16 protein-coding genes are annotated in these 17012 nt (G+C 54.5%); 7 read left to right on the forward strand and 9 right to left on the reverse strand.

All coding sequences use genetic code 11. From position 1 onward, the window contains the following. The first annotated feature begins 40 nt into the window (after positions 1-40). On the forward strand, positions 41-1135 hold the full coding sequence (gene mnmH / locus ACLJNW_RS12275; protein ID WP_001154067.1) for a tRNA 2-selenouridine(34) synthase MnmH: 1095 nt from the start codon (positions 41-43) through the stop codon (positions 1133-1135). A 28-nt stretch (positions 1136-1163) separates the two neighbouring features. Here the strand turns inward: mnmH and ACLJNW_RS12280 are convergent, their stop codons facing one another. From ACLJNW_RS12280 to ybbA, 6 genes are all read right to left on the reverse strand, one after another. After that, positions 1164-1823, reverse strand: a complete 660-nt coding sequence (locus ACLJNW_RS12280) for a methionine ABC transporter permease (RefSeq protein ID WP_000342247.1) — start codon at positions 1821-1823, stop codon at positions 1164-1166. Then, positions 1816-2832 carry a virulence-associated ABC transporter ATP-binding protein SfbB gene (gene sfbB / locus ACLJNW_RS12285; protein ID WP_000569660.1) on the reverse strand — a complete coding sequence of 339 codons (1017 nt, stop codon included), beginning with the start codon at positions 2830-2832 and terminating at the stop codon, positions 1816-1818. The genes ACLJNW_RS12280 and sfbB overlap by 8 nt, the downstream gene beginning before the upstream one ends. Before the next feature lie 36 nt (positions 2833-2868). Continuing rightward, positions 2869-3699 (reverse strand): MetQ/NlpA family ABC transporter substrate-binding protein, encoded by an 831-nt coding sequence (locus ACLJNW_RS12290; RefSeq protein ID WP_000524317.1) that lies wholly within the window; start codon positions 3697-3699, stop codon positions 2869-2871. Between the two features lie 256 nt (positions 3700-3955). Further along, positions 3956-5089 (reverse strand): porin, encoded by a 1134-nt coding sequence (locus ACLJNW_RS12295; RefSeq protein ID WP_000152862.1) that lies wholly within the window; start codon positions 5087-5089, stop codon positions 3956-3958. Positions 5090-5275: 186 nt separating this feature from the next. Continuing rightward, positions 5276-7690, reverse strand: a complete 2415-nt coding sequence (gene ybbP, locus ACLJNW_RS12300; RefSeq protein WP_023203771.1) for a putative ABC transporter permease subunit YbbP — start codon at positions 7688-7690, stop codon at positions 5276-5278. After that, the gene (gene ybbA / locus ACLJNW_RS12305; RefSeq protein ID WP_001110598.1) at positions 7687-8373 is read right to left on the reverse strand and encodes a putative ABC transporter ATP-binding protein YbbA; all 687 of its coding nucleotides are present in this window, start codon (positions 8371-8373) and stop codon (positions 7687-7689) included. The genes ybbP and ybbA overlap by 4 nt, the downstream gene beginning before the upstream one ends. Between ybbA and tesA the strand changes: the two genes are divergently transcribed. The 3 genes from tesA (at position 8344) to cnoX (ending at position 10797) form a co-directional block, all read left to right on the forward strand. Continuing rightward, complete coding sequence (gene tesA, locus ACLJNW_RS12310; protein WP_001010574.1) at positions 8344-8958, forward strand: multifunctional acyl-CoA thioesterase I/protease I/lysophospholipase L1; 615 nt, start codon at positions 8344-8346, stop codon at positions 8956-8958. The two genes, ybbA and tesA, sit on opposite strands and share 30 nt — an antisense overlap. 154 nt (positions 8959-9112) lie before the next feature. Next, positions 9113-9883, forward strand: coding sequence for an SDR family oxidoreductase (locus tag ACLJNW_RS12315; protein WP_001172804.1), 771 nt, complete (start codon positions 9113-9115; stop codon positions 9881-9883). 59 nt (positions 9884-9942) lie between these two features. After that, on the forward strand, positions 9943-10797 hold the full coding sequence (gene cnoX / locus ACLJNW_RS12320; RefSeq protein WP_000116060.1) for a chaperedoxin: 855 nt from the start codon (positions 9943-9945) through the stop codon (positions 10795-10797). 85 nt (positions 10798-10882) lie between these two features. Here the strand turns inward: cnoX and fetB are convergent, their stop codons facing one another. Both fetB and fetA read right to left on the reverse strand, forming a co-directional pair. After that, a complete protein-coding gene (fetB, locus tag ACLJNW_RS12325) occupies positions 10883-11662 on the reverse strand; it encodes an iron efflux ABC transporter permease subunit FetB (protein WP_023203772.1) in 780 nt (259 codons plus the stop codon). Continuing rightward, on the reverse strand, positions 11649-12326 hold the full coding sequence (gene fetA, locus ACLJNW_RS12330; RefSeq protein WP_000140186.1) for an iron efflux ABC transporter ATP-binding subunit FetA: 678 nt from the start codon (positions 12324-12326) through the stop codon (positions 11649-11651). Before fetA ends, fetB begins: the two co-directional genes overlap by 14 nt. Positions 12327-12472: 146 nt before the next feature. Here fetA and ACLJNW_RS12335 point away from each other — a divergent pair, with 146 nt between their 5' ends. Beyond that, positions 12473-13390: an SPFH domain-containing protein gene (locus ACLJNW_RS12335; protein ID WP_000906146.1), complete on the forward strand. Its 918-nt coding sequence runs from the start codon at positions 12473-12475 to the stop codon at positions 13388-13390. After that, positions 13387-13839, forward strand: coding sequence for an NfeD family protein (locus ACLJNW_RS12340; RefSeq protein ID WP_000561177.1), 453 nt, complete (start codon positions 13387-13389; stop codon positions 13837-13839). Before ACLJNW_RS12335 ends, ACLJNW_RS12340 begins: the two co-directional genes overlap by 4 nt. On the opposite strand, the gene cueR is transcribed toward ACLJNW_RS12340, so the two are convergent. Continuing rightward, entirely contained in the window at positions 13840-14256 is a 417-nt protein-coding gene (cueR, locus tag ACLJNW_RS12345; RefSeq protein ID WP_001026760.1) for a Cu(I)-responsive transcriptional regulator, read from the reverse strand. A 109-nt stretch (positions 14257-14365) separates the two neighbouring features. Here cueR and copA point away from each other — a divergent pair, with 109 nt between their 5' ends. Beyond that, entirely contained in the window at positions 14366-16867 is a 2502-nt protein-coding gene (copA, locus tag ACLJNW_RS12350; RefSeq protein WP_023203773.1) for a copper-exporting P-type ATPase CopA, read from the forward strand. The last annotated feature ends 145 nt before the right edge of the window (positions 16868-17012 follow it).

Here is a 17012-nt window from a genome sequence, read left to right on the forward strand (position 1 = left end):
AAAATAGCGCAAAGGATGATTTAAGGTTACGTTTTACGTTATGCAAGACAGACAAAAAGCACAGGACTATCGCGCGCTCCTCCTTGCCGATACGCCTTTAATTGATGTACGCGCGCCGATTGAGTTTGAACAGGGCGCCATGCCGGGCGCTATCAACCTGCCATTGATGATGGACGACGAGCGGGCCGCCGTCGGCACCTGCTACAAACGTCAGGGCGCGGATGCGGCGTTAGCGCTGGGGCATCGGCTGGTTTGCGGCGACATTCGCCAGCAGCGGCTTGAGGCCTGGAAAGCCGCGTATCAACGTTTCCCCAACGGGTATCTGTGCTGCGCGCGCGGCGGTCAGCGGTCACATATCGTACAACGTTGGCTGCAAGAAACAGGGATTGACTGCCCGCTTATTGAAGGCGGCTATAAAGCGCTGCGCCAGACAGCAATTCAGGCGACCTGGCAACTGGCGCAAAAACCGATACTTTTAATTGGCGGCTGTACGGGCAGCGGCAAAACGCAACTGGTACGACAACAGCCCAACGGCGTGGATCTGGAAGGTCTCGCGCGTCATCGCGGCTCCTCTTTTGGCCGCACGCTGAAACCCCAGCTCAGCCAGGCCAGTTTTGAAAACAAACTTGCCGTTGAATTGCTGAAAATTAACGCGCGTCAGACGCTAAAAAGGTGGGTACTGGAAGATGAAGGGCGAACGATCGGCGCCAACCATCTGCCTGAGTGTTTACGCGAAAGAATGGCGCAGGCCCCCATTGCGGTAGTGGAAGATCCGTTTGCGCTTCGTCTGGAACGACTGCGTGAAGAGTATTTCATCCGTATGCATCACGACTTCACCCACGCCTACGGCGATGAGGCCGGTTGGCAGGCGTATAGTGAATATCTTCATCATGGACTGTTCGCTATTCGCCGCCGTCTGGGGTTGCAACGCTTTGCCGAACTGACGGACACGCTGGATAGGGCGCTGGCAGAGCAATTATCCAGCGGCAGCACCGACGGCCATATGGCATGGCTGGTTCCGCTACTTAACGAATATTACGACCCAATGTATCGCTATCAACTGGAGAAAAAAGCCGCGAATATCGTTTTTCGCGGCCCATGGCAAGACGTTGCCAACTGGCTAAAAGCGCAATAGCTTACTTTTATTGCCGGCTGACGCCGGCTTAGTGTCTGTCGCGCTTGTCGGCACGTTTTGCCAGCCAGTCGCCCAGCATCTGAACGACCTGAACCAGCACAATCAACGCCACCACGGTAACAACCATCACTTCGGTTTCGTAACGGTAGTAGCCATAGCGAATCGCCAGGTCGCCTACCCCGCCGCCGCCGACAATCCCGGCCATCGCCGAGTAGCCGATTAAGCTTACCAATGTAATCGTCAGGCCGCGCAGCAGCCCTGCGCTGGCTTCCGGCAACAGTACGGTACAGATAATACGCATCGGACTAGCGCCGAATGCCAGCGCCGCCTCAATAATCCCTTTATCGACTTCACGGAGCGCGCTATCTACCAGGCGTGCATAAAACGCGATTGCGGCCACCGACAGCGGGACGGAGGCTGCAATCGGGCCAATGGTATTGCCCAGCAAAAGCTGCGTTAGCGGCAGTAACAGCACCAGTAAAATAACAAATGGCACCGAGCGGATAATATTCACCAGAACCGAGGCGACGAGATAAATAAAACGGTTCTGCCAGAACAGATGACGATCGGTGACAAAAATCAGAAAACCGAGCGGTAGACCGCCAAGAATCGCCAGCACCGTTGAAATACTCAACATCTGGAAAGTTTCATTGAACGCCAGCGTTAAATCCGGCAATAAATCATCCACGGATCACCTCCACCTGTGCAGTACGTTGACGGATATGCTCCACGGCGGCGGCCACCGCCGTTGGATTATGCGGCGCGGTTAATTGCACCACCAGAATGCCCAACGCGCGTTCGCCGATATACTCAATCTTGCCATGCAGGATATTGACCGCGACGCCAAACTTGATCGCCACCTCCGACAGTACCGGCTGCTCCGCCGAATCGCCGATAAACAAAATTTTCAGCAGCTGCCCGGGCAGGTGTTCCCGTAAACGTTCCGGCAGGGTCAAATTAAGGGTATGAGATACCAGTTGCTGTGTGAAAGCGTGTTGCGGGTGGGCAAACACATCAAACACCTCGCCCGATTCCACAACCTTACCGCCCGACATCACCGCCACGCGATCGCAAATAGATTTGATCACGTTCATTTCATGGGTGATCAGCACAATAGTAATCCCGAGCTGTGCGTTGATCTGTCTGAGCAGGGCCAGAATCGTGGCGGAAGTTTCCAGATCCAGCGCGGAAGTCGGTTCATCACACAGCAAAACATCCGGATGGTTAGCGATGGCGCGGGCTATCCCCACCCGCTGTTTTTGCCCGCCGCTGAGCTGTACCGGGAAACGGTTCGCTTTATCGGCAAGGCCCACCAGCGTTAAAATTTCCGCCACCCGCGGCGCGATTTTGCTGCGTTCCCAGCCAGCCGCTTTCAGGCTAAACGCAACGTTTTGCGCCACTGTCCGGGTATGCATTAAGTTAAAATGCTGGAAAATCATACCAATACGCTGCCGCGCCTGGCGTAACGCTTTTCCGTCCAGCGCCGAAATTTCCACGCCGTTGACGTTGACGCGCCCCTGGCTGGGACGCGTTAAGGCGTTCAGGGTACGCAGCAGAGTGCTTTTTCCTGCGCCGCTGGTACCGACAATGCCAAAAATCTCGCCCGCGGCGATATGCAGGCTCACATCATCCACCGCGCGCGTGGGGGTACCGCGACCGGCGGTAAAATCGACGCAGACTTTTTCTATTTCAATCATATTCACCTCAGAAATTGGGGATGGCTACCGCTGCGATCAGGGTGTCGCGGTCATCCATTCCGGTTTCTGGAAGGCGCTATAAATATTCTTTGGATCGTCGATGACCGCGCGATAAGCCGGCGATTTCACCGCCTCGACAATATCTTTGGCAAACGGCTTATCGGCATCTTCACTGCGTACCGCAATGATATTTTTCAGATTCTCATCCAGGTGTTCCTGCTTAATCGCGCTGGAGAGATCCAGTCCTGCCGCCACCGCAAAGTTCCCGTTAACCAGCGCGCCGGTCACGCCATCCAGCGTGCGCGGTAGCTGTGCGGCTTCCAGCGGTTTGAAAACCAGTCCTTTTGGATTGCTGGCGATATCTCGTTCAGAGGCTTTGGTCGGATCGATATTGTCCTTAATCGTGATAAGCCCCAACGATTGCAGGAAGCGAAGGCCGCGCGCCAGGTTGGTCGGATCGTTGGAGAGGGTAATAATGTCCCCTTTTTTAAGCGCATCCAGACTGTTGATTTTACGTGAATAGAAGCCCATCCCGGCGGTCGGTACCACAATAAGTTTGCTGAGCTTCAGCCCTTTGTCAGCGGTGAATTTGTCAAAATAGAGGGTATGTTGAAAGAGGTTGGCGTCGATGCTGCCGTTAGCTAACGCCATATTGGGCTGGACATAGTCGCTAAACTCGCGCACCACGACCTTATACCCTTTTTCTTTTAATGTCGGCGCAATAGCCTGCTTCACCATGTCGCCATACGGCCCTGGCGCGACGCCAAATACGATCGTTTGCGGGGAACTATCGGCATGGGCAAACTGTAATCCGCAGGCCAGTAATAGCGTGCTGGCCGCAATGCGTAAACTCTGACGCAATCCCATAATTTCTCCATTTTAAATAGTGTGATGCTGTGCCGGATGCCGTTCATGCGGCATCGTCTGTTTTGACCCAAACGAAAGGCTATTTCTTAACATGACACAGATCACAGCCTGCTGTCCTTGAAATTATTTCATGATGTTTCCTGGTGTGTCGTTAAATGTACGAGGCAGGCGCTCAGGCGTGTGTCAGGCGGGAATGGCGTAAAGGGAAATGCCGGATAAGAGGTCTTAACGCCAACATCCGGCACAGGAAAACGCTTTAGAAATCGTAACGCAGACGCACCAGGTTCATATCGCCCAGATTGTCAGTGCTGGAGGTGAAAACATGTTCATAATCAACGCGGAAACCATAATCCAGTTGGAAGGTGATCCCCACGCCGTTATCGGTACGCAGATAGTCGCGGCCATTCACATATTCAATGCGGTCGCCCATAAAGTACGGTTGAATAGCTTTCACGGCATACTGACCAATCGGGAAAGCGTAACCGACAAAATATTCCAGACCCCACGCATCGCCGGCAAAGTAATCATTCACAGATACTTTTTTGGTCGTCATAAAGTTCTGATACCAACCGCCGCCTGCGGCGATAGTCCAGTTTTCCGGCGTCCAGCTTAACGCGGTACCGACAATATTTTGATCGTAAGTTTTATTGCCGTTGCCGCGCATCTCCGCACGGGTATAGTTCCATGCCGTCCCCCAGGTCAGATCGTCGGTGAGATGGTAATCCGCGCCTAAAGAACCGCCGCCTTTACGTTTGTAATTCAGGCCGTTATTGGCATTATAATCGTCGCTGAACAGATAAGACGCGTAGAGATCGACATTGCCAATGCTTTTTTTATACTTCAATGACTTACGCGTGCGGTAAGAACCATCGTAGTCGCCGTTAATCCCGTTGCCCGGCGCCTGACCTATCATGTCGTAATCCCAGATATCGGTTTTTACGCCCACCACATCGTAATAAATGCTGTTCTGTTGACCGAAGGTCAGCGTTCCCCACGTCGCGCTCTTGAAGCCGGTATACAGCATACGGCGAGTGGTATCAGTCGCGCCCTTCGCATAATGGTTATCCCAGTCAAATACCGCAGGGATATTGACGCCCAGCTCGTAATAGCTAATCCAACTGATATCATCAAACAGATAATAATCCGCGGCGAAGCGGAAACGCGTCCCGCCATCAAAACCATTACGTTTATAACCGTTCGCGCCGTCATTGCCGGTCATATTCTGGAACTGCGGACGAATACTCCCGCCAACGGTGAAATTGAGTCGGCTGAGTGGATTACCCGCCTGGGGATCTTGTTTTAAAACGGTGATTTCCGCCTGAGTGGCGAAAGGCATGAAAGCCATTGCCGCGCCGATCGATGCCGCCAACGCTGTTATTTTAATTGTCATTATATTTTCCTTGATAGATAGCCAATCCAAATCATTTAGCAGGCAAATAATAACTGTTATAAAACCTTACGTGTTGTGTATTTTTTAATGATTTGTGCTACTAAAAATCAAGGAGTTAGCAATTTGTGCGACTAAATAAAGTACGCGCCGTTTTAAAAACCGGCGCGAAATTATTCACATCATGAATCATCCGTTAAACTGTCGGAATAGCGCTTTGCCTTTCAGCAAACGAACGCCAAGCCAGCCGCCGCATACGGAAAGCAGCAGCGCGCCGCAAAACGGCAGTGCGCCCCATAAACGCCAGTCCGGCTCCCAGGGGAAATCAAAAACGTTGATTTGTAAGATCGCCAGCGCCGTTTCCGCGCCAATCGCGGCGACCAGCCCGGCAACTAACCCCAGCATGGCGAATTCGCACCAGAGTGTGGTACGCAACAGTTTCTTTCCGGCTCCTAACGTGCGCCACACCACCAGCTCCTGATGGCGCTGACGCATCCCGACCTGTACCTGAGCCAGTAATAGCAACATGCCGCAGAGGGTGACTAGCACAACCATCACCTCCAGCGCCCGACTGACCTGCTCCAGCACCTGTCCCACCTGTTTCAGGATCGCCCCGATATCTAACAGGCTGACGGTAGGAAACTCGCGGTTAAGCTGCGTTAACATGCCGTTGCCATTCTCCCAGCGAAAACTGGTCAACCAGCTTTGTGGTTGCCCGTCCAGCGCCCCGGAAGGAAAAATGAAGAAAAAGTTGGGCCGCAGGCTTTCCCAGTCCACTTGACGCAGGCTGGTGACTTTAGCGCTAAATGCCTGGGTATCGCCCATAAAGGTTACGCTATCGCCGAGTTTGACGTTCAGCCGCTTCGCCAGCCCCTCTTCCATAGAGACTTCGCCCGGTTTTGGCGGCCAGTGACCGGCGACCAGCGGATTATGCGCCGGGCGCGTATCCTGCCAGGTCAAATTCAGTTCACGGTTGAGCGACTCATCCTGCTGACCTTCCGTCGGATTACCGTTTATCCTGGTTAACCGCGCCCGCACAATTGGATAAAACGTCTGCGGAATCACCTGATGTTCTGCCAAAAAGGCTTTCAGCGGCGCAACCTGTTCTGAAGCAATATTGATAAGGAAATAGTTCGGACTTTCCGGCGGGAGCTGCTGTTGCCAGCGATCAAGGAGGTCGCCGCGCAGCACCAGCAAGAGCGCCAGCAGCATAAACGAAAGCGAAAACGCCGAAAGCTGACTCAACGTTGACCACGGCTGACGCAGAAGTCGGCTGACGGCCAGACGCAGCGGTAGCGACGTCAACGTCATGCCGCGCAGCACGTTAAGCAGCATCCAGCCCACCAGACCGCACAGCAGCGCCAGTATCACGGCGCCCGCCAGAACCGCCCACAACAGCATGCTTCCGCCCATCAATCCGGCGAGCAGCGCCACCACGACGGCGCAGGCAACAGGCAAATAAATTTTTAACGGCCAGACGCGAGCGACAACGTCGCGGCGCAGCACCCGTAGCGGCTGGGTCGCCAGCAACAATCGATAAGGCCGTAAACCGACCAGCAGAGAGATGACCGTCATCGCGCCCAGCGCCCACAGCCAGGGCCACAGGCTGGCGGGCGGCAAATCGGCGGGCAGTACCGGTTTTAGCAGCACCAGCAATATGTTTTCAAACAGTAACCCAATCGCGCCTCCCGTGACGGCGGAAAGCCCCAGCACCATCAACCACTGTCCGATGATAAGTTTACGCAACTGGGCCCGGCCCGCGCCCAACGTTTTTAAAATCGCCACCAGATCGTAGCGGCTACGGCAGTAATGGCTCATCGCCACCGCGACGGCAGCTACCGCCAGCAGTAGCGTTAATAACGCCGAAAGCAGCAAAAACTGCTGCGAACGTTCGAGCGATTTCCCCAATGCCCCGTCATCCTCCTCCAGTCCGTACCAGCGATGTTCCGGTTTAAGCTGCGGTAACAGCCAGCTTTCATAGCCAGCAAGCTGTTGCGGCGTTCCGCCGAATTTATACCGCCACATCACGCGGCTCCCCGGCTGTATCGCACCGGTTTTTGCCACATCGGCCATATTCATCATCAGACGCGGCGCCATCTGAAAAGGGTTAAACCCGGAATCCGGCTCCTGCACCACTTCACCGGCAATACGCAAGGTCACGTCGCCGACATCAATGGTATCGCCCGTTTTCAAATTAAGCAGCGCCATCAGACGCGGCGCCAGCAGTACGCTACCCGGCTGCGGTTTCACTCCGTCAGGACGGGTTTGCAATTCGCCGTACATCGGATAAACGCTATCTACCGCTTTCACGCTGGCCAGTTGCGGCGTATCGCCGGCAAACGTCATGGTCGCAAAGGTTAACTGCTCGCCCACGTTAAGGCCGCGTTTACGCGCCTCTTCAAGCCAGGCTTTCGGTACCTCTCGCGAACTTTGCAGCGTCCGATCGCCTGCCATAAACTCGCGGCTTTGCTGACTTAACCCTTTTTCCATCCGGTCGCTGATACTGCCGAGCGCCAGTACGCAGGCCACCGCCAGACTCAACGCCAGCCAGACAATAATCAGCGACGGCGAGCGCCATTCGCGCCAGAACCAGCGAGCTATCATGCCTCCTCCTGTAACTGACCGTTGACCAACCGCAGCCGCCGGTCGCAGCGCGCCGCCAGCGCCGGGTCGTGCGTCACCAGAATCAGCGTGGTGCCGTGCTCGCGGTTAAGCGAAAATAGCAGGTCGGCGATTTTATCTCCGGTCTGACGGTCAAGGTTGCCCGTCGGCTCATCGGCAAACAGCACATCAGGACGCCCGTTAAACGCGCGCGCCAGCGCTACGCGCTGCTGTTCGCCGCCGGAAAGCTGTGCCGGAAGGTGGTCAAGCCGTTTTCCCAGTCCCAGTTGTTCGAGCAGCGCTTTCGCCCCCGCCTTACTCTGACCGCTGTTTTCACCGCGTAGCAGGGCCGGTAGCTCAACGTTTTCCAGCGCGTTAAGCGTAGGAATAAGCATGAAGGATTGAAAAACAAAACCGACATGCTGAGCGCGAAGCTGCGCCCGCGCCTCTTCGTCCATCTGGTGAAGCGGTTTCCCGACCAGACTGACCTCTCCGCTACTGCCGTCATCCAGTCCGGCGAGAATCGCCAGCAGCGTAGATTTTCCCGATCCTGATTCGCCAATCAACGCAATGGTTTCGCCGCGTTTGACAACCAGTTCAACTCCGGTAAGGATGGAAAGCTCATGCTCACCCTGACCGACGGACTTCCTGAGACGATGAACTTCAACACTGTTTTCCGCTGGCATTTGCCCTTCCTGTTTTTGATCCTGTTAACTTTCCGTGCCGCCGCCGCAGACACCTTATTAATTCTGGGCGATAGCCTCAGCGCCGGTTACCGTATGGCCGCCAGCGCGGCATGGCCGTCGCTCCTTAATGATAAATGGCAAAACAAAACGTCGGTCGTTAATGCCAGTATAAGCGGTGATACCTCGCAGCAGGGACTGGCGCGTTTGCCGGCGCTGTTGCAACAGCATCACCCGCGCTGGGTAGTGGTGGAACTTGGCGGCAACGATGGCCTACGCGGTTTTGCGCCTGCGCAAACCGAACAGACGCTACGTAAAATCATTCAGACGGTGAAAGCCGCCGATGCCCAACCGTTACTGATGCAAATTCATCTGCCCGCTAACTACGGTCGCCGTTATAATGAATCCTTTAGCGCCATTTATCCTAAGCTCGCCAAAGAGTTCGATATTCCTCTGTTACCGTTTTTTATGGAAGAGGTATATCTGAAACCGCAGTGGATGCAGGATGACGGCATTCATCCCAACCGCGACGCCCAGCCGTTTATTGCCGACTGGATGGCGAAGCAGTTGACCCCTTTTCTCTCCTGAATCATTCGAGTTGCATGAAGGCGGCACGTAAGAGAATTTCCAGGAGCATAGATACCTATGTGACTGGAGTAAACGAACGCACAGGCAACTTGAAGTATGACGGATATAGTTAACCACGACTCTTAAATCAACGGAGATCCTGACAGGTAAAGTTATGCAAAAATCGGTCTTAATAACAGGATGTTCCAGCGGAATCGGTCTGGACAGCGCGCTTGAGCTTAAACGCCAGGGCTTTCAAATCCTGGCGGGCTGCCGCAAACCTGATGATGTCGCCCGGATGAACAGTATGGGATTTACCGGCGTGTTGATCGATCTCGACTCCCCTGAAAGCGTGGATCGTGCCGCCGATGAAGTGATCGCCCTGACCGATAATCGTCTGTATGGGATCTTTAACAATGCCGGCTACGGCGTATATGGCCCCCTTTCCACCATCAGCCGTGAGCAGATGGAGCAACAGTTTTCCAGTAATTTCTTCGGTGCGCATCAGCTTACTATGCGCTTACTTCCCGCCATGTTGCCGCATGGCGAAGGACGCATTGTGATGACCTCATCGGTGATGGGGCTGATTTCCACCCCAGGGCGCGGCGCTTACGCCGCCAGCAAATATGCGCTCGAAGCCTGGTCTGACGCGCTACGTATGGAGCTACGGCACACAGGCATTAAAGTGAGCCTGATAGAACCGGGGCCGATTCGTACCCGTTTTACGGATAACGTTAACCAGACGCAGCGTGATAAACCGGTAGAAAATCCCGGCATCGCCGCACGTTTCACCCGCGATCCTGACGCGGTAGTAGCGAAAGTACGTCATGCTTTTGCAAGCGATAAACCCAGGCTGCGCTATCCCGTTACGCTGGTCACCTGGGCGGTGATGGCGCTGAAACGCCTATTGCCGGGCCGGATGCTGGATAAAATTTTACAAAGCTGAGTTGAAGCGCGCCAGTCAGCCCCCATGTAAACGTGACACAGACAAAAGAGAGCGACGCCATGTCCGTACAGAACATTGTCAATATTAATGAATCCAACCTGCAGCAGACCTTAGAACAGTCCATGACCACGCCGGTACTGTTCTATTTCTGGTCTGAACGCAGCCAACACTGTCTGCAATTAACGCCAGTGCTGGAAAGTCTGGCTGCCCAGTACCACGGTCAGTTTATTCTGGCAAAGCTGGACTGCGACGCCGAACAGATGATCGCCGCTCAGTTTGGTCTGCGCGCCATCCCGACAGTCTATCTGTTCCAGAATGGCCAACCGGTCGATGGTTTCCAGGGGCCGCAGCCGGAAGAGGCGATCCGCGCTCTGCTGGATAAAGTACTGCCGCGTGAAGAAGAGCTAAAAGCGCAACAAGCGATGCAGTTAATGCAGGAGGGCAACTACATTGACGCGCTGCCGTTGCTCAAAGACGCCTGGCAGCTCTCTTCGCAGAACAGTGAGATTGGCCTGTTACTGGCGGAAGCGCAAATTGCGCTGAACCGCTCTGAAGAGGCCGAAGCGGTGTTAAAAACTATACCGCTACAGGATCAGGATACCCGTTATCAGGGGCTGGTTGCGCAGATCGAACTGCTTAAACAGGCGGCGGATACGCCGGAAATTCAGCAACTTCAGCAGCAAGTCGCGGAGAATCCGCAGGATGCGGCTTTGGCAACGCAACTGGCGTTGCAGTTGCACCAGGTCGGACGTAATGAAGAAGCGCTGGAATTGCTGTTCAGCCATCTGAGAAAAGATCTTGCCGCCGCCGAGGGACAAACGCGCAAAACCTTCCAGGAGATCCTTGCCGCGCTCGGCACCGGCGACGCGCTGGCATCGAAATACCGCCGCCAGTTGTACGCGTTACTGTATTAATCCTCTCTTGCCTGATGGCGCGCTTATCTGGCCTACCTGTCGTCCTCAGGCCAGATAAGGCGCTTGCGCCATCATCCGGCAACTATCATGATTTCTTGAGCGGCATCACTACCAACTGATGACGCGAATTATAGAACTTCCGGTAGGTTAAATAGCAGGCAATGATGGTAGACAGGCTGGCTGTCGACAACAGCATAAACGTTACCATAATTTGATATTTAATCGCTTTTACCGGATCGATCCCGGCAAAAATCAGCCCGGACATCATCCCCGGCAGGCTCACCAGCCCAACGGTCTTTGCCGAGTCGATCGTCGGGATAAGCGATGCGCGGATGCTATCGCGGATAAGCCCGGCGGAGGCCATTTTCGGCGTTGCGCCCAAACTTAACTTTTCCTGGATTTGCTGCTGCTCGCTATGAAAACGCAGCCCCAGTTGGTTGTAGCACAGCCCTACCGCTACCATCGCATTACCGGCGACCATGCCAGCGATGGGAATCACCTGCATCGGCGCAAATTCAATCGAACCGGTAAGCACCAGTACCGTCAGCGTTAGCCCGGCGCCGACGGTGATGGCGATAAACGAGGAGAGAAATGCCTTATCGATATATTTACTGCGCTTTTGCGCGTTCCATGCGGCGTTAAAACAGATGAACAGCACCATCAGTAGCGTCAGGGCGGCATGATTAACGCCAAAGATGTATTTCAGTACATAGCCGACAATAATGAGCTGTATCACCGCCCGGCATACGCTCCACAGAATATCTTTTTCCAGCGCCAGCTTTTCCTTGTGACTGATGAGCATCGCGACCACCACCAGCAGCATCGATAACGCCAGCGAGATATTGGTAATATTATGCTCGTTCATAACGCGCCTCCTGCATCTCTCCGGCAGATGGCGTTAACGTTATCACCTTATCCGCGTGTTGAATTTCATCTTTATCATGCGTTACCCACAAGACAGCGACCTGCTTATCGCGAACATAGCGATGAATAATATCATTCACATTCCGTTTGTTATGTTCATCCAGCGCGCTGGTTATTTCGTCGAGTAACAGTATTTTCGGCAGAAACTGTAGATTACGAATTAGAGCAATACGCTGTTTTTCCCCGCCGGAAAGCGCGGCAATCGGTTTTTGCAGAATCGTCTCCGGCAGTTCAAAACGCGCCAGATCGTCTGCGAAGGCTGTCGGCTGCGGGCGCTGATGGCGAATTTGCCAGGGAAAAATCAGGTTATCGTAAACCGTATCGCCAAATAGCGCTGGCGTCTGAGCGCAATAAGAAACCTGCTGGCGATAGGCTTCCGGACTCAGAGTAGTAATATCCTGCCCCTCAAAAAGAATCATGCCGATATCAGGGCTTATTAGCGAGGCCACCATTTTCAACAACGTACTTTTTCCGCAGCCAGAAGGACCGGTAATTAACTTAAATTCGCCGCGTTGCAGCGTAAAACTGATGTTATTCACTATTTTTGTCGTCGCAGTCCGGTAACCGACCTGCTTTAACTCAAGCAACATGCTACGTTCTGTCATTTATTGCGCATCCGTTGTTCATATTTTTATAGCGATAGTGTATCCCTGTAATTAATAAGGGGGGAACATGCTTTACTGAATCAGGTATAATTCGCTTAATTCGTCAGCAAAATCGGTTTATGGACAACGCAACAGGAGGTTTAGCTATGCTCATTCTTATCCCTATTCTCATTTTCGTCGCGCTGGTGATCGTCGGCGCGGGCGTCAAAATCGTTCCGCAGGGGTACCAGTGGACGGTGGAGCGCTTTGGACGTTACACCAAAACCCTGCAGCCGGGATTAAGCCTTGTTGTACCGTTTATGGACAGAATTGGCCGCAAGATCAATATGATGGAACAAGTGCTGGATATTCCGTCGCAGGAGGTGATCTCAAAAGATAACGCCAACGTCACTATCGATGCGGTCTGTTTTATTCAGGTTATCGATGCGCCGCGCGCCGCCTATGAAGTCAGTAACCTGGAACTGGCGATCATTAACCTGACCATGACCAATATCCGTACGGTGCTCGGTTCGATGGAGCTGGATGAAATGCTCTCCCAGCGCGACAGCATCAACACGCGGCTGCTGCATATTGTCGATGAAGCCACCAACCCGTGGGGAATTAAAGTTACCCGTATCGAAATTCGCGATGTCCGCCCGCCCGCGGAATTGATCTCCTCTATGAACGCCCAGATGAAAGCGGAACGTACCAAACGCGCCTATATCCTTGAGGCCGAAGGGGTACGTCAGGCGGAAATCCTGAAAGCCGAGGGGGAAAAACAGTCGCAGATTCTGAAAGCCGAAGGCGAACGTCAGTCCGCTTTCCTGCAGGCGGAAGCGCGCGAACGTTCCGCCGAAGCGGAAGCCCGCGCTACGCAGATGGTATCTGAAGCCATCGCCGCCGGGGATATTCAGGCGATAAACTACTTCGTGGCGCAGAAATACACCGAAGCGTTACAGCAAATCGGCTCGGCGAATAACAGCAAAGTGGTCATGATGCCGCTGGATGCCAGCAGTCTGATGGGCGCTATCGCCGGGATCAGCGAGCTGGTTAAGGACAGCGCCAGCGAACGGAAAAAAGCATGATAGCGATGATTCTGGTGCATCCGCATATCTTCTGGCTTAGCCTCGGCGGCCTGTTGTTGGCTGCGGAAATGCTCGGCGGTAACGGCTATTTGCTGTGGAGCGGCGTGGCGGCAGTGATTACCGGCTTAACCGTCTGGCTCTTACCGCTCGGCTGGGAATGGCAGGGCGTGCTGTTTGCGGCCTTAACGTTACTGGCGGCCTGGCTTTGGTGGCGCTGGCTGGCGCGTCGCGTGCGGGAACAAAAGCCGACCGACAGCCGCCTTAACCAACGCGGACAACAACTGGTAGGCCGCCGGTTTATGCTTGATGCCGCGTTAGTGAACGGACGGGGTCATATGCGTGTCGGCGACAGCTCGTGGCCGGTATGTGCTGACGAAGACCTGCGCGCAGGTACGCATGTCGAAGTGATCGCCGTGGAAGGCATCACCCTACGCATTCGCGCCGTTTAATCAACGTGGCTTTTGCGCCTTGTGATGACAGCAGCCGGAAAGATTATCAATAATCGGGCAGTCGGCGCTGTCATCGCCGGGACAACTCTCCGCCAGCGCCAGCAGTTGATCGCGCATTGATTGCAGCTCGCTGATATGGCGCTCGATCTCTGCGACCTTTTCCAGCGTCCGCTTTTTCACATCTGCGCTATGGCGTCGCGGATCGTTAAACAGATTGACCAGTTCGCCACACTCTTCCAGATTAAACCCCACCTGCCTCGCCTGTCGCAGCAACGTCAGCTCGTTTAAATGCTTCTGCGTGTAGGTGCGATAACCATTTTCGCTACGTAATGGCGGCGTCACCAGCCCTTTCTCTTCATAAAACCGAATGGCTTTGCTGGTTAAACCGGTTTTTTTCGCCACATCGCTAATATTCATATTTCCCCCTTGACCTTAACCTTGCTGGAAGGTTTAACCTTTATCACAGTGAGTCACTACGATTACTAAGGTCAATGAATTGATGACCAATCATAAAGGAGTTTTTACTATGTCTCAAACTATCGACCTGACCCTGGACGGTTTGTCCTGCGGTCATTGCGTTAAACGCGTGAAAGAAAGTCTTGAACAACGTCCGGATGTTGAGCTGGCGGACGTCACCGTAACCGAAGCGCACGTTACCGGTACCGCCAGTGCGGACGCGTTAATTGAAACCATCAAACAAGCCGGGTATGGCGCGACGTTAAGCCACCCAAAGGCTAAACCGCTGACGGAGTCATCAATCCCGTCGGAAGCACTGGCAGCGGTTCCTCATGAGCTTCCGGTAGCGACGGCCGATGAAGAAAGCCAACAGTTGCTGTTAAGCGGCATGAGCTGCGCCAGTTGTGTCACCCGCGTACAACATGCGCTACAAAGCGTACCGGGCGTCACGCAGGCACGGGTAAACCTGGCGGAACGCACTGCGCTGGTGATGGGCAGCGCGTCCGCCGCTGATTTAGTGCAGGCGGTGGAAAAAGCCGGCTACGGCGCAGAAGCGATTGAAGATGACATCAAACGCCGCGAGCGCCAGCAGGAAACCGCCATCGCCACCATGAAACGTTTTCGCTGGCAGGCCATCGTTGCCCTGGCGGTCGGTATACCGGTCATGGTCTGGGGGATGATCGGCGATAACATGATGGTGACCGGCGACAACCGCAGCCTGTGGCTGGCTATTGGCCTGATCACGCTTGCGGTGATGGTCTTTGCGGGCGGTCACTTTTACCGTAACGCGTGGAAAAGCCTGCTGAACGGCACGGCGACGATGGATACGCTGGTGGCGCTCGGCACCGGGGTCGCCTGGCTCTACTCCATGAGTGTCAACCTGTGGCCGCAGTGGTTCCCGATGGAAGCACGGCACCTCTATTACGAAGCCAGCGCGATGATTATCGGTCTGATTAATCTCGGACACATGCTGGAAGCGCGCGCCCGTCAGCGTTCCTCAAAAGCGCTGGAAAAATTACTCGATCTCACCCCGCCCACCGCACGCGTCGTGACAGAAGACGGCGAAAAAAGCGTCCCGCTGGCGGACGTTCAGCCAGGGATGCTGCTGCGGCTCACTACCGGCGATCGCGTGCCGGTGGATGGCGAAATTACCCAGGGCGAAGCGTGGCTTGATGAAGCCATGCTGACCGGCGAACCTATTCCGCAGCAAAAAGGCGAAGGCGACAGCGTTCATGCCGGCACCGTCGTCCAGGACGGCAGCGTCCTGTTCCGCGCCAGCGCGGTGGGCAGTCATACCACGCTGTCACGCATTATTCGCATGGTACGCCAGGCGCAAAGCAGTAAACCGGAAATTGGCCAACTGGCCGATAAAATCTCCGCGGTATTCGTTCCCGTCGTCGTGGCCATTGCGCTGTTCAGCGCCGCTATCTGGTATTTCTTCGGGCCGGCGCCGCAAATTGTTTATACGCTGGTCATCGCCACCACCGTACTGATTATCGCCTGCCCTTGCGCATTAGGCCTGGCGACGCCAATGTCGATTATTTCCGGCGTAGGCCGCGCTGCCGAATTCGGCGTGCTGGTACGCGACGCCGATGCCCTGCAACGCGCCAGTACGTTGGATACCCTCGTTTTTGATAAAACCGGGACGCTGACGGAAGGCAAGCCGCAAGTGGTGGCGATAAAAACCTTTAACGGCGTTGAGGAAGCTCAGGCATTACGTCTGGCTGCCGCGCTCGAACAAGGCTCCAGCCACCCGCTGGCCCATGCGATTCTGGAAAAAGCCGGCGATGATAAACTGCCGCAGGTGAACGGTTTCAGAACGCTGCGCGGACTGGGCGTCAGCGGTGAAGCGGAAGGTCATCAACTGCTTCTGGGGAACCAGGCGTTGCTGAACGAACAGCACGTCGCCACGGATGACATGACGGCGGAAATCACCGCGCAGGCCTCGCAAGGCTCGACTCCGGTCCTGCTGGCGATTGACGGTAAAGCGGCGGCGTTACTGGCGGTACGCGATCCATTGCGCAGCGATAGTATTGCCGCGCTTGAACGCCTGCACAACGCCGGATACCGTCTGGTAATGCTCACCGGGGATAACCCAACGACGGCTAACGCGATTGCCAAAGAAGCGGGTATTGATGAAGTGATTGCGGGCGTTCTGCCGGATGGCAAAGCCGATGCGATTAAACGTCTGCAAAGCCAGGGTCGTCAGGTTGCGATGGTCGGCGATGGTATCAACGATGCGCCCGCGCTGGCGCAGGCGGACGTCGGTATCGCGATGGGCGGCGGCAGCGATGTGGCAATTGAAACCGCGGCGATTACGCTGATGCGCCATAGTCTGATGGGCGTGGCGGATGCGCTGGCCATTTCGCGCACGACGTTGCGCAATATGAAACAAAACCTGCTTGGCGCATTTATCTACAACAGCATTGGTATCCCGGTGGCCGCCGGTATTCTGTGGCCGTTTACCGGTACCTTGTTAAACCCGGTAGTAGCAGGCGCGGCAATGGCGCTGTCTTCCATTACCGTCGTCAGCAATGCCAACCGGCTATTGCGTTTTAAACCGAAAGCGTAAAAACGCTATATCAGGCAGCATCAGCTGCCTGATATATTATTAAGCCATCAGTAATTTACCGTATCAATATATAAAAATTTAACCGCACATCCTGTAGAAAAATAAAAAACAACATTTTATAATGTTTTTTTGAATCATAAGGATG

The sequence above is a fragment of the Salmonella sp. SAL4457 genome, assembly GCF_046548235.1.
Taxonomy (GTDB): Bacteria; Pseudomonadota; Gammaproteobacteria; order Enterobacterales; family Enterobacteriaceae; genus Salmonella; species Salmonella enterica.